The sequence below is a fragment of the Caloramator sp. CAR-1 genome (assembly GCF_030546345.1).
Classification (GTDB): Bacteria; Bacillota; Clostridia; order Clostridiales; family Caloramatoraceae; genus Caloramator; species Caloramator australicus.
Genome location: NZ_JAUONW010000027.1, coordinates 15,100 through 28,374, shown reverse-complemented (window position 1 = coordinate 28,374; position 13,275 = coordinate 15,100). Strand labels below are relative to the sequence as shown.

Here is a 13,275-nt window from a genome sequence, read left to right as displayed (position 1 = left end):
CTTTTTTCTCTTATCATCTTCTTTAATCGCTTTATCTAATTCTTCTAAAAAGTCTTTTATTATATTCCTTCCAAGTTCATCAGTCGATTCTTTAACTACCTCAACAAGTTTTGTAAAATCCCATTCTTTTGACAGCATTTCTTCTACATTTTTTATTAATTTAGTAGTGAAATTTATTAAATGTTGTTGTATAATATCATGTTGTATAATATTATTCAAAAGAGACACCCCCTTATTGATTTGTGTTTTTTCCACTTTTTATTTTACCACAGGGGTTGTCTCTTTTAAATTTTTTGTCCTTTTTCGTCCTACAATAATTTTACACTATGATTTCTTTCTTGACCTAGAAAATATTTACAGGCATAATTAAAATATATACTGTAAAATTTTAGGGGGGGATAATGTGAGTGATTTAGATGCAAAAAAGCAGGAACTTAAAGAATATTTAACTAAGATTGAGTATCTCAATAGCCTATTAGGTCTTGTGCATTGGGATATGAGGGTAAACATTCCTCAAAATGCTGTCAATTATAGAGGGGAAGTTGCTGGATTTTTGGCAGGAGAGCATTATAAGCTCATCACATCGGACAAAGTTAAGGAATTTATAGAATATTTTTCAACATGTGAAAATCTTGATGAAATAATAAGTGCATCAATAAGAAAGCTAAAAAAAGAATACGATAGGACTATGAAAATCCCAGAAAAACTTTATGTAGAGTTTGTAAATTTAGTATCAGTTGCAGAGAGCGTATGGGAGGAGGCAAAGAAAAAGGGAGATTATAACCTTTTTAAGCCCTACCTTGAAAAGATAATAAGTTATAACAAACAATTTGCTGAACTTTATGGATATAAGAAAAAAAGATACGATGCCCTTCTTGATAACTACGAAATGGGAATGACGGAAGAGGAGCTTGATAGGATATTTATGCCCCTTAAGGATGCCATAATAAATTTATTAAAGAAGTTAAAGGAAGCCAACTATGAACCTAAAGACCATATATTAAAAGGACATTATCCGATAACAAAGCAAAGGGAATTTGCAAGGATAATAGCAGAAAAATTAGGATATGACTTATCCTCAGGTAGAATAGATGAAAGTGCACATCCTTTTACTATAGAATTAGGGGTAAATGATATAAGAATAACAACAAGATATGATGAAGAAAATTTTATAACAGGTCTTTTATCCAATATACATGAAATGGGACATGCAATATATGAACAAAATATATCTAAAGATTTAAAAGGAACACTTTTGATGACTGGAACCTCGATGGGTATCCACGAATCCCAATCAAGATTTTATGAAAACATAATAGGAAGGTCAAAGGAATTTTGGGAAAATATCTACCCTGATGTTACAAATCTTTTCCCAGAGCTAAAAAGGCTTTCTGTAGATGATATTTACGATGCAGTAAACTCCATAAAGCCATCCTTAATTAGGGTTGATGCTGATGAGATAACATATAGTTTGCATATAATTATAAGATATGAAATGGAAAAGCTTATGATGGACGAAGATATCGATGTTGACGAGCTACCAAAGATATGGAATCAAAAATATAAGGATTATCTTGGCGTTGAAGTGCAAAACTATAGTGAAGGAATATTGCAGGATGTCCACTGGTCAGGAGGGATGATAGGATATTTCCCATCCTATGCACTAGGAAACCTTTATGGTGCCCAAATATTAAATAAAATACTTAAGGATATTCCAGACTTTTATGAAAGAATAGAAAACGGTGACTTTTTAAGCATGAAGTCATGGTTAAATCAAAATATTCACAGATATGGTTCTTTATACACACCATCAGAGCTTATAGAAAAGATAACAGGTGAAAAATTAAATCCGGAGTATTTTATAAAAAGGTGCGAGAAAATTGTAGAAGCAAAATTAAGATAATCTGCCCGCCTGGGCAGATTTTTTTAAATTTGGATAAAATAATAGTAGTGCTAATTAAAAATTTTTTAGTTTGTGACATATGTTACATATTGTTTTCTAATATATGGTTAAAATAAAAGTATAAAAATTCCAGAAAGGAAGGGTAATTATGAGCGAGGTAATAAACAACAGAGAATATAGACAAAAGGTGTTAAAGGAACTTATAATGGAGCTTCATGATGGTAAGCCCTTTGACGAAGTTAAATCTAAGTTTGAAAGGATTTTCTCAGGAGTTTCAGCAAAGGAAATTTCAGAACTAGAGCAGGCTCTTATAATGGAAGGTATGCCGGTAACAGAGGTTCAGAGGCTCTGCGATGTTCATGCAGCTATGTTTAAGGGGTCAATAGAGGAAATTCATAGGCCAACTGACCCCAAAGATATACCTGGGCACCCTGTTAATACCTTCTTTAATGAAAACAGAGCCATAGAAAAGCTTTTAGATAAAATTAGAGAAGAAATGGAGAATTTTAAGCACAATGATTCAAAGGAAAACGCACTAAAACTAGTAACTTTATTTAACGAGCTATGGGATATAGATAAGCACTATTCAAGAAAAGAAAATTTAATATTTCCATACCTTGAAAAATACGGGATAACTGCACCACCGAAAGTAATGTGGGGAGTCGATGATGAAATAAGGGATCTTATTAAAGAAAATAAAAAAATGCTATTGAACTACAATGGCGAAAAGGATGAAATAATTAGTAAAATTGAAGAAACAATAAATAAAGTAGCAGAAATGATTTTCAAAGAAGAAAATATACTATTTCCAATGACTGTTGATACTTTTACAGAAGATGAATGGATTAAAATTATGCAAGAGTCTGATGAAATAGGATACTGCCTAGTAGAGCCAATAGCGAGATGGGTTCCAGAAAGGGTTAATGTTGTAAAGGAAGAAAAAGAAGATATTCAAAATGGATACATCAAATTTGAAACGGGATTTTTGAGCACAAAAGAACTTTTAAATATATTAAACACTTTACCCTTTGATATAACTTTTATCGATAAAGATGACGTAGTTAAATACTTCTCTCAAGGGAAGGAAAGAATTTTTGCAAGGACAAAGGCTGTTATAGGGAGAAAGGTTCAAAACTGCCATCCACCTGCAAGTGTTCATATAGTTGAAAAAATGCTTAGCGATTTCAAATCGGGCAAAAAAGACCATGAAGATTTTTGGATAAGGATGGGGAATTTATATGTATATATTCGATACTTTGCAGTAAGGGATGAAAAGGGAGAGTATTTAGGGACATTAGAAGTTACACAAAATATCAAACCAATAAAGGAACTTGAGGGGGAAAAAAGATTATTAAGCGAATAAAAGGTTGCCCTGTGGCAACCTTTTATTCATCCTTTAAAACTATGTTTAATAAGAAGGCTGTTATAGTTCCTGTGCTTATACCTGAGCCAAAGAACATCTTAAGGGCCTGCGGAAGATGGGATATAACGTCAGGCCTTACAGTAACACCAAGACCTAATCCGATGGAAACTGCAAGGATTAAAAGATTCCTTGTAGTTAGTTCACATCTTGAAAGGGTTTTAATTCCTGCAGCTGCTACCATACCGAACATTACAATACCTGCACCGCCTAATACAGGGTTTGGCATTATTGCAATTAAGGCACCAATCTTTGGGAATATACCAAGTAGCATAAGAAGTATTGATGCTACTATCATAACGTATCTGCTTGCAACCTTAGTAAGTGGGATTAACCCAACGTTTTGGCTAAAGGATGTATTTGGTCCGGCACCGAAAAATCCTGCAAGAAAACTTCCAACACCATCAGCTAAAATACCTGCAGAAACTTCTTCGCTTGATAGAGGTTTTTCGGAAGCTTCACCTATTGCAATAAGACAACCAACAGTTTCGATTGTTGTAACAAGATAGGGAGCTATAAAAGGTAACACTCCTACAAGGCTAAATTTTACGCCATATTTAAATATTCTTGGAAGTACAATCCATTTTGCATCTAAAACAGGCTTAAAATCTAAAATACCAAGGAAAGAGCAGATTATGTATCCAAAGAATATGGCAATTAAAACCGACGCGCTGCTTACTATTCCTTTACCATATTTATTTAAGAAAAGGGCAATTAAAAGAACTATCATTGCAATTGATATGTTTTGAAGGCTTCCATAATCAGGAGCGCCATATCCACCGGCTGCCCAGTCTATGGATACTGGCAAAAGGGTAAGTCCTATTAAGGTAACAACAGTTCCTGTAACTACTGGTGGGAAGTATTTCATCAAAGGCTTAATGAATCTACTTAATATAATCTCTACAAAGGAACCTAAAATTGTTGCACCAAAATACCCTGCAAGTCCCATGTTTTGACCTACTAAAATTCCAGCGCTTACAAATGAAAAGTCTGTTCCCATCATACAAGAAACCCTTGCTCCGCATTTTCCAATTCCTCTTGCTTGAATAAACGTTGCAAGACCTGCCATAAAAATTGCAGCACTAACAAGATAAGAAAGGTCGTCGATTTTTACTCCAATTGCTTGTCCGACAATCAAAGGAACTGCAACAATTCCTCCAAAGGCAGCCAAGATGTGCTGAAGAGCAAGGACGATGCTTAAAGGTAGTGGAGGTCTGTCATCAACCTTATAAACTATTTCGTTCCTTTTGATTGTCGTTTGATTAACAATCTCACCCATATAATACCCCCCTCATAAGTAAAAAATTTTCACTTAAAGTTTAAATGAAATTGTTTGTAATTTATTAACAAAAAAACATGTCGTAAAATTTGTTTTAAAGGATGAAAAGGAAAAAATAAAGGGAATTCAATATATTGAATGTGTTAAATGTTTATAAAAAATTAACGGGCACAATATAAAATATTGTGCCCGTAGATTAAACGTTGTTTATGTTTATTCCGTAGAATATTTCAGTCATCTCTCTATTTAATTTCTTAAGGATTTCTGATTTTTCTTCTTCTGACAAGCTGTTTTCATCAATATCGAATAGGTAATTTGAAAGGTCAAGGTTTTTAACCTTCATCTTTGTATGGAAAATATTTGATTGATAAACGTTCATGTCGATAAGATCATATCTTCTTAAAATATCTTCTTCAATATAGTCTTGGATGGAGAAAATTTCGTGATCTATAAAATGTTTTCTGCCATCGATGTCCCTTGTAAAACCCCTAACTCTATAATCAATGGTGATTATATCAGAATCAAAGCTTTTTATTAGATAATTTAAAGCATTTAATGGGGATATTGTTCCACAAGTTGAAACATCTATATCCACTCTAAAGGTGCAAATATCTCTTTTTGGATGGCTCTCAGGGTAAGTATGAACAGTAACATGGCTCTTATCAAGGTGAGCTACAATGTTTTCCCTTGTTGGAGTTAAAATACCTTTATTGCAGCTTGGATCAAGAACATATAGTGGAACTTCCTCTTCGGAAATAAGTATAGTAACACTTGCACCTTGAGGATCATAATCCTGCTTTGCGATGTTTAAAACGTTTGCCCCTATCATTTCTGTAACGTCTGTTAAGATTTTTGTCAATCTTTCAGAGTTATATTGTTCATCAATATATTCGATGTATCTTTTTCTTTCGTCATCGTTTTTTGTATAGCAGACATCGTAAATATTAAAGCTTAATGATTTTGTTAGGTTGTTGAAGCCGTATAGTTTGATTTTACCATTATTTTCCTTTGCCAATTTCATCCCCTCGTTTTCAAAATTTTATTTGACGAAATTGATTATAAATCTTCTATTTTTTTTGTCAAGAATTATTTTTTACCTAAATAGTAAAATATATTATAATTATAATGAAAATAAAAATTAAAAGTAAGGAATGTGGTAAAATGCATCAGATTTTTAAGCTTATTACGACTATAATAACTGGATTTATAACGGGGATATTTTTTGCCCTACCTTTAGATCCAGCTGGGCTTGAATCGATTAAACAAACATGAAAAAGGGAATAAAAGAAGGATTAAAAGTTGCCCTTGGCACCGTAAGCGCGGATGCTTTAGATTTAATAATTAATCAAATAGAGAAAATTTTTAGGGGGATGGGTATGGCAAGGCAAAATGGAATTACCATAGAGGATGTTTTAAAGATGGAATGTATGGAAAGAAGTAAAATAATCGCAGGGTTTGGAGGAATAAAAAATACAGTTTCAAGGGTAAATATAATGGCGGATCCAGATATTTTGAATTGGGTTAGCGAAGGAGAGCTTTTATTAACGACGGCATATGCATTAACAAATGATGTAGAATTTCAAAAAAAGTTTATATTATCCTGCAGCCAAAAGAAACTTTCAGGTCTTGGGATTAAAATTTATCCCTACATAGAAAAATTAGATGAATCTGTTATAGAGCTTGCAAATAGTATTTCGTTTCCTATAATAGATCTTTATTATGCAACTCCCTTTTCAGAAATAATCACTCCCATATTTAAAGAGATTTTCAACAAGCAGGCGATACTCTTACAAAGGCTGGAAAATGTCCATGAGAGTATGATGAATATCATTCTAAAGGGAGGAAGTATTGAAGAGATTATAAACGTTGTATATGAAAACATAAAAAACCCCTTAATTCTTAAACTGAATTATCCAGAAAAAAATATTTTAAAGCTTGATGGAGTTGAAGAGGATGCAAAGGAGAAGCTAAAGAAAAATTTTGAAGAGTTTTACACCAAAAACAAAGGGATATTTGAAAAAAAATTCTATGAATCGGTAGAAAGAATTCAAGGGAAAAATGTTTCAAGAATGGTTATGCCTATTGTAGTTAAAAATACAATTTACGGTCATATTTTTTCCTGGGCAATGAATACTCCTCTTGGGGGATTTGACCTTTCGGTTTTGGAGATCGCTTCGACTACAATGGCTGTAGAAATATTAAAGCTTTTATCCTTGAGGGAGGTAGAAAATACTCATAAAATTGAATTTATTGAAGATCTCTGCTCTAATGACGAAAAAAGAAAGAAAAAAGCAGAAGGTAGCTTTAGCATTTACAATTTTAGTCTAGAAGATATGTTCTGCTATATAATAGTAAAAATAAAAAGAAGCTATAAAAAAGCTGATTTGAATTTATATAGTGACAATATTTATCTTTCGAACATATTAGAAGAAATACTATCAAAATTAAAGCTAAACGGTTTGGTGGTAGGACGAAAGGATCAAATCGATATATTGCTTTGCTTTAAAAGGGATGAGGATGTAAAAAGAAGAATAAATGTCTTCAAGGATGAAGTATTAGACCTTTTTAACAAAAAAATTTTTTTAGAATATAAAATAGGGGTTGGAAGATGTTTAAAGGGAATAGAAAATATTGAAAAGAGCTTTAAGGAAGCACAAAAATCTATTAGGGCGGTTGATATTTTAAACGACAGAAATATAGTTTTATATGATAATCTTGGGGTATATAAACTTCTTTGCAATGAAGAAATAAAAGATGAAATAATGGATTTTTACAGAAGCACAATAGAAGTTTTAGACGATTATGATAGCAAAAAATCCACAGAATTTGTAAAGACTTTAAAGACATATTTTGAATATAATGGAAACTTAAAAAGGATGTCAGAGGTTTTATATACGCATTATAATACTATACTTTACAGGCTTCAGAGGATAAAAGAAATTACAGGCCTTGATGTTGAAAAGGAAAACGATAGACTTTGCCTGCATTTAGCACTTAAAATAAGGGATGTCATTAAAAATTAAAAAGTGATTAGCAGCAATAAAAGATTCTTCTAAGAATGAACAAAAATATTAAAACTGAAAGAATTCTCTCTAAATCAACTCTTCTTTTGCATGGCTTTTTATTAGAAATTATGCTAAAGCAGATTAGGGATTTTATTAAATCGGCCATTGCCTTTTCCTTGCAGGCATAGGCATTTACTAATTGTTTTGTCAGTAAAACCCTTTTTTCGATGGGATAAACATTTTTTAATTCACTAGAAATATTGCAAAAAAGGCAGCTTAGGCATTCAGCTATCTGTGCCTCTGACTTTAAAATGCTCTCTATGGATTCTTTTATTTCAAATTCCTTTGATTCAAAAGGATAGTCCATTCCCATATTCTTAACTCCTTTTAATTGATTATGTATGCTGCCCTGATGGGCAGCTATTTTTTACACTCTAGACATTTACATACATCAAAAGGACTCATTCCTAAGTCAGCGGCCTCTTTTTTTGCAATGGCTTTAATAATGTCAGCAATAGCCTTTTCCTTTACTGTATAGCCGCAGAGAATCGACTTTAACAAAGAAATTTGTTCTTTAATCTGATTTATATCATCAGGATTTGTTACGGTTTGCTCAAGGGATGGTTTTAAAACATTACAAAACAGCCATGCAAGTCCTTTAAGCTCATTGGCAATGGCAGCCATTATAGCTTCCATAGATTCAAGATCTATATTATTTGGTTCTATTGCAGGCATATTATTCCCTCCATTTTTTAAAATTAAGCTTTTTTACTTAACAACAGCATTTTTCCTTATTATCTGGGACTAGCCCCTTTACTAATCCTAGCTTACATGAAAGGGCATTTATAATTTCAGCTATTGCAAACTCTTTGCAGGCATAAGCTAAAAGCAATTTTTTTATTAAAGATGCGATATCAGGAGTTAAAGGCAAAACATTATTATAATCATCAGTTAGAAGCTTATAAATGTTGTAAAGCAAAGACGGAGAGCTTGGAGTAGGATCCTCGGAGGATGTTTCTTTATATAAAAGGTTACTTAAACACGTTAAAATACCTGATTCAGCTTCAGCGATGGCATCGATGCTCTCAAATTGAGTTAATACATCTTCTGGGATGCTGTTTTGGGACATACATATTCCTCCTTATTATTATTTTACTTAACGCTACTAGTTTTGGCATACCTTTTTAATAAGAACGGATGCATTGACGCTTTGTGGTTCATTTTGCTGAGTTTTATCGAGGGTAACATCTTTTAAAACTAATATTCTTAAAACGGTATTTGGAACAGTAATTTCAATTAAACCTTGACCGTATATAAACTGGCTTGCAGCATTATTTTTGTAGGTATATTGAGGTAAAACAGGCTGAGGAGTGTTGTTAACTACAAGCTGGATTCCAACTATTGAACGGCTCTGGCAGTTTAAATAAAATGTTACCTTATAAAGCCCAGGAGAGCTTATGGTTATGTCAGTAGGTGAAGATGCTTGAAATCCAATTCCGCCCCTTAAAACTGCCCCTTGAAATGCAATGGCTGAACCTTGATCAAAATCTACAAAATCGCTTCCTTCTAATCTATATATATATCCTACATCACAAGGCATTACTTGACCGTTTCCGTTTCCCTCCTTTTCCTCTTCACATAAGACTTTAAAACACCAGTCAAAGTAGTCACCGCCAAAACATTTGTCTGAACCCATAATCTTCCCTCCAATTGAAAAATTTTATTAACCTACTATTACATTATGAGGTGCATTTACTTATTGCTACATAAACCAACAAAAAAAGAAACCCTAATGGGTTTCCTATTCTTCTAAAAGCGCTATTGCCCTTATTGGTGATCCAGAACCGTCCCTTATTTTAAGTGGAAGGCCAAAGTATAAAAATCTTTTGTTAACAAGTTTATCAAGATTACACAGGTTTTCAGTATTAGTTATATTGTATTCTCCACACACAAGGTGGCCTGAAAAATCCAAATCATTCGGGTGATCAATAGATGGTGCATCAACTCCTATATTTACAACACCAAGTTCAGCAAGGAATTTTGCAGCATCATAGCTAAGGCCTGTGTATTCTGTTTGCCATTTTTCGGTTCCAAAGTTTTTGTCATAGTGTCCTGTATATAAAAGAACTATATCTCCCCTTTTTATTTCCTGCCCTGAATTTTTAATTGCCATTTGAAGGTCCTTAACTTCTATGTATCTTGATGCGGGAACAAAGGACACGTCAATACAAACGGCACTTCCAAAGAAATATTCTAAAGGCATCTTTTCTATTGTTGCACCTTCTGGTTTATATTCCCAAACGGCATCGCAGTGGGTTCCGCCGTGTTCGCTTATAAGTAAATTCCTTGCTGAAAAACCTAATGTTTTGCTTCCTGTCTCTTTCATATTCTCTTCATGTGTCATATTAACCATTATAAATGTCTTTTGATGCATTGGGAATACTGACATGCCTTGATATATCTCCTGAGATAAATCTACTACTCTAAACGGCAATAAAAACACCCCCCAAAAATGAATTTAATTTAAATTATACTCCATTCAATTATAAATATTACACAAAAATACAAGGGGAAATTAATAAAAATCGACAAGGATATTATGAAATTTCTATAAAGGTTTTTAGAAATATTTATTGAAATCTTTTTATAAACATGTATTTTGAAGGGGGGATCGAATTGGCTGAAAAGAAATATGTATTAGCCGTTCCAAACTTTAGTGAAGGAAGAAGAAAGGAAGTTATTGAAGCAATCGTTGATCAAGTAAGAAATGTTGAGGGTGTAAAGCTTATAAGCTACGAACCTGAATATGACTTTAACAGAACTGTTGTTACTGTAATAGGGGAGCCAGAGCCTTTAAAGGAAGCGCTACTTAATATGGCAGGGAAGGCTTATGAGCTTATTAATATGGAAGAGCAGCAGGGAACACACCCAAGGATAGGCGCTCAGGATACAATTCCTCTTTTCCCATTTAGAAATATCACTATTGAAGAAGTTATTCAACTTGCAGAAGAAATAGGAAAGGAAATCTATGAAAGATATAAAGTTCCTGTTTACTTCTCAGGAAAAAATGCAAGAAATGAATTTAGAAAATCAATATCAAATATAAGGGAAGGACAATATGAAGGATTAAAGAAGGTTGCCCATACAGAGGAAAGACGTCCAGACATTGGACCTGCTGCCCTTCATCCTACAGCTGGTGCAACAATAGTAAGTGCCGACTATGAAGGATTAACTGCATATAACGTATTCCTTGCAACTGAAGATTTAGATATCGCAAAGAAAATAGCAAAGGCAGTAAGAGGACCAAGCGGTGGGTTCTCAACTGTTAGGGCAGTCGGAATCAAATTCCCAGAAAGAAGCGGTGTTGTTGTTTCAATGAATATGTTTGACTGCGGTTTAACTCCACTTTATAGGGCATATAACTTTATTAAGTCAGAGGCTGCAAGATATGGAGTGCAGGTTACCGGTTCAGAAATAGTAGGACCAGTTAAGCTTGATTATCTTTTAAATTCCCTTGAATATTTCTTAGGCCTTGAAAACTTTAGAAAGGAACAAATTATTGAATATCATTTAATGGATTAAAGGAGGATAAATTATGAGGTATGATCTAATTGTTAAAAATGCAAGAATACCTTATGGTGACGAAACAGTTATGACAAACATACTTGTTAAGGATGAGAAAATTGCAGGCTTTGTTGACAATATTGCGGGGATTGAAGCTGACAACATAATCGATGCAGAAGGACATTTAACATTACCAGGATGTATCGACTCCCATACCCACTACATGGACCCAGGATTTACCCACAGAGAAAACTTCTTAACAGGAACAAGCGGTGCGGCAGTTGGCGGAGTTACAACTATAATCGATATGCCATGCTGTTCAGTTCCATCAGTAAGAGGGGTTGCAGAACTTCATAACAAGATTAATGCTATAAAGGACAAGGCAATAGTCGACTATGCTATGTGGGGTGGAGTTACTGGGGAAGATGTAAGGAATAAGAATCTAAAAGTAATAGAAGAACAGGCAGCGGAAGGAGTTGTGGCATTTAAAGTTTACATGACTCCATCAGTTCCGTCGTATCCAAGGGTTACTGACCCAGAAATGCTTGAAATATTCTATGAAGTAGCAAAAACAGGTCTTCCAGTTGGAGTTCATGCTGAAAACTTTGCAATCTGCGATTACATGGTTAAAAAGTTCCAGGAAGAAGGAAGGATGGATGCACCAGCTTGGGCAGAGGCAAGAATGGAACTTGCTGAAAAGGTTGCAATTCAGCTATGCATAAGCTATGCAGAGGAAACAGGAGCAAGATTCCATGTAGTTCATATGTCAACAGGAATAGGAGCAAAACTTGTTAAGGAAGCAAAGATGAGGGGTATTGATGTTACATCAGAAACTTGCCCACACTACCTTACATTAAACTATCAAGAACACATGACTAAGTTTAAGCAGTTTGTAAAAATAGCACCTCCAATAAGAACAAAGAAGGACAACGAAGAATTATGGCAAGGTCTTCAAGATGGTAGCGTTGACTTTATCGCAACAGACCACGCACCATACGAAATTCCAACTGAAAAGGATGCTCCAGGCATGACAATTTGGACTGCCTTCCCTGGAATTCCAGGAACAGAGACTATGGTTCCAATTATAGTTAGCGAAGGATATAACAAGGGAAGAATATCCCTTTCAAGATTAGTTGAAATATTATCAACTAATGCAGCAAAGCACTATGGACTCTATCCAAAGAAGGGTGCTTTAATGATAGGATCAGATGCTGACTTTACAATTATTGACCTTAACAAAGAATGGGTAATTGAAAAGGAAAAGATGCAATGCCTCAATAAATACACTCCATTTGACGGAATGAAGCTAAAGGGTAAAGTGGTAAAGACAATAGTTCGTGGAACATTAGTTTATGATGATGAAAAGGGTATAGTTGGAAAGCCAGGATATGGTCAATGGATAAAGAGACAAAGTATTCAAAAGCTTGATAGGGTAATCAAATTCTAAGGAGGATTAATATGCCAAGACACGCGATTTTGGTTATAGATATGTTAAATGACTTTGTTGGTGAAAAGGCAACTTTAAGATGCCCAGGTGCAGACCTTATAGTGCCTAATCTTCAAAAGCTCTTTAAGTGGGTTAGAGAAAGAAGGGCAAACGGAAAGGACGAAGTTCAACTTGTTCATATCCAAGAAGCCCACAGAAAGAACGATGCAGACTTTAGGGTAAGACCAGTTCATGCTGTTAAGGGAACTTGGGGTTCAGATTTTATCGAGGAGTTAAAGCCAGAGGGAGATGAATATATAGTTCAAAAGAGAAGACATTCAGGCTTTGCCTACACAGATCTTGATTTATACTTAAGGGAAGAAAACATTGATACTGTTGTTTTAACAGGAGTTTGGACAAATGTGTGTGTAAGAAGCACAGCATCAGATGCTATCCATCGTGCATACAAAGTTATTGTTTTATCAGATGGAACCCAATCAAAAACTCAAGAAATGCATGAATCAGGACTTAGGGATCTTAGCCTCTTCTCAAAAATAATGACAATTGATGAATATATCGATGCATGGGAAAAGGGCATAGACCCATGGACAGGTGCTGGAGATAGGGAAAATAAAGTTGAATAATGGGGCAGGGCAATCTGCCCCTTTGTCCAATATT

Annotated in this window: 14 protein-coding genes and 1 pseudogene; 7 read left to right on the top strand and 8 right to left on the bottom strand. The window is 34.2% G+C overall.

The window, feature by feature from the left end; translation table 11 throughout:
* Positions 1 to 219: pseudogene (locus tag Q3V94_RS08175) on the bottom strand (UPF0236 family protein); the annotation flags it as partial.
* A gap of 184 nt (positions 220 to 403) precedes the next feature.
* Here Q3V94_RS08175 and Q3V94_RS08170 point away from each other — a divergent pair.
* Together Q3V94_RS08170 and Q3V94_RS08165 are read left to right on the top strand one after the other, a co-directional pair.
* The gene (locus tag Q3V94_RS08170; RefSeq protein ID WP_303526761.1) at positions 404 to 1,903 is read left to right on the top strand and encodes a carboxypeptidase M32; all 1,500 of its coding nucleotides are present in this window, start codon (positions 404 to 406) and stop codon (positions 1,901 to 1,903) included.
* Between the two features lie 148 nt (positions 1,904 to 2,051).
* A complete protein-coding gene (locus tag Q3V94_RS08165) occupies positions 2,052 to 3,266 on the top strand; it encodes a DUF438 domain-containing protein (RefSeq protein ID WP_303526758.1) in 1,215 nt (404 codons plus the stop codon).
* A 22-nt stretch (positions 3,267 to 3,288) separates the two neighbouring features.
* Here the strand turns inward: Q3V94_RS08165 and Q3V94_RS08160 are convergent, their stop codons facing one another.
* Together Q3V94_RS08160 and speD are read right to left on the bottom strand one after the other, a co-directional pair.
* Complete coding sequence (locus Q3V94_RS08160) at positions 3,289 to 4,602, bottom strand: nucleobase:cation symporter-2 family protein (protein ID WP_368506513.1); 1,314 nt, start codon at positions 4,600 to 4,602, stop codon at positions 3,289 to 3,291.
* A gap of 196 nt (positions 4,603 to 4,798) precedes the next feature.
* Positions 4,799 to 5,623 carry an adenosylmethionine decarboxylase gene (speD, locus tag Q3V94_RS08155; protein WP_303526756.1) on the bottom strand — a complete coding sequence of 275 codons (825 nt, stop codon included), beginning with the start codon at positions 5,621 to 5,623 and terminating at the stop codon, positions 4,799 to 4,801.
* Between the two features lie 104 nt (positions 5,624 to 5,727).
* On the opposite strand from speD, the gene Q3V94_RS08150 reads away from it, so the two are divergent.
* Together Q3V94_RS08150 and Q3V94_RS08145 are read left to right on the top strand one after the other, a co-directional pair.
* A complete protein-coding gene (locus tag Q3V94_RS08150; protein ID WP_303526754.1) occupies positions 5,728 to 5,874 on the top strand; it encodes a hypothetical protein in 147 nt (48 codons plus the stop codon).
* The gene (locus Q3V94_RS08145) at positions 5,871 to 7,625 is read left to right on the top strand and encodes a PucR family transcriptional regulator (protein WP_303526751.1); all 1,755 of its coding nucleotides are present in this window, start codon (positions 5,871 to 5,873) and stop codon (positions 7,623 to 7,625) included. The genes Q3V94_RS08150 and Q3V94_RS08145 overlap by 4 nt, the downstream gene beginning before the upstream one ends.
* A gap of 7 nt (positions 7,626 to 7,632) precedes the next feature.
* Here the strand turns inward: Q3V94_RS08145 and Q3V94_RS08140 are convergent, their stop codons facing one another.
* The 5 genes from Q3V94_RS08140 to Q3V94_RS08120 all read right to left on the bottom strand — a co-directional run bounded on the left by Q3V94_RS08140 (position 7,633) and on the right by Q3V94_RS08120 (position 10,110).
* Positions 7,633 to 7,980: a hypothetical protein gene (locus tag Q3V94_RS08140; RefSeq protein WP_303526747.1), complete on the bottom strand. Its 348-nt coding sequence runs from the start codon at positions 7,978 to 7,980 to the stop codon at positions 7,633 to 7,635.
* A gap of 47 nt (positions 7,981 to 8,027) precedes the next feature.
* Complete coding sequence (locus Q3V94_RS08135; RefSeq protein WP_303526745.1) at positions 8,028 to 8,342, bottom strand: hypothetical protein; 315 nt, start codon at positions 8,340 to 8,342, stop codon at positions 8,028 to 8,030.
* Between the two features lie 37 nt (positions 8,343 to 8,379).
* On the bottom strand, positions 8,380 to 8,736 hold the full coding sequence (locus Q3V94_RS08130; RefSeq protein ID WP_303526743.1) for a hypothetical protein: 357 nt from the start codon (positions 8,734 to 8,736) through the stop codon (positions 8,380 to 8,382).
* Between the two features lie 36 nt (positions 8,737 to 8,772).
* The gene (locus tag Q3V94_RS08125; protein ID WP_303526741.1) at positions 8,773 to 9,303 is read right to left on the bottom strand and encodes a hypothetical protein; all 531 of its coding nucleotides are present in this window, start codon (positions 9,301 to 9,303) and stop codon (positions 8,773 to 8,775) included.
* 105 nt (positions 9,304 to 9,408) lie between these two features.
* Positions 9,409 to 10,110: a cyclase family protein gene (locus Q3V94_RS08120; protein ID WP_303526740.1), complete on the bottom strand. Its 702-nt coding sequence runs from the start codon at positions 10,108 to 10,110 to the stop codon at positions 9,409 to 9,411.
* Between the two features lie 173 nt (positions 10,111 to 10,283).
* On the opposite strand from Q3V94_RS08120, the gene ftcD reads away from it, so the two are divergent.
* Genes ftcD through Q3V94_RS08105 form a run of 3 tightly spaced genes read left to right on the top strand, consistent with a single transcriptional unit; the run spans position 10,284 to position 13,241 of the window.
* Positions 10,284 to 11,189: a glutamate formimidoyltransferase gene (gene ftcD / locus Q3V94_RS08115; protein WP_008908508.1), complete on the top strand. Its 906-nt coding sequence runs from the start codon at positions 10,284 to 10,286 to the stop codon at positions 11,187 to 11,189.
* Positions 11,190 to 11,202: 13 nt separating this feature from the next.
* Entirely contained in the window at positions 11,203 to 12,618 is a 1,416-nt protein-coding gene (allB, locus tag Q3V94_RS08110; protein ID WP_274766230.1) for an allantoinase AllB, read from the top strand.
* An 11-nt stretch (positions 12,619 to 12,629) separates the two neighbouring features.
* Positions 12,630 to 13,241, top strand: a complete 612-nt coding sequence (locus Q3V94_RS08105; RefSeq protein ID WP_303526739.1) for a cysteine hydrolase family protein — start codon at positions 12,630 to 12,632, stop codon at positions 13,239 to 13,241.
* The last annotated feature ends 34 nt before the right edge of the window (positions 13,242 to 13,275 follow it).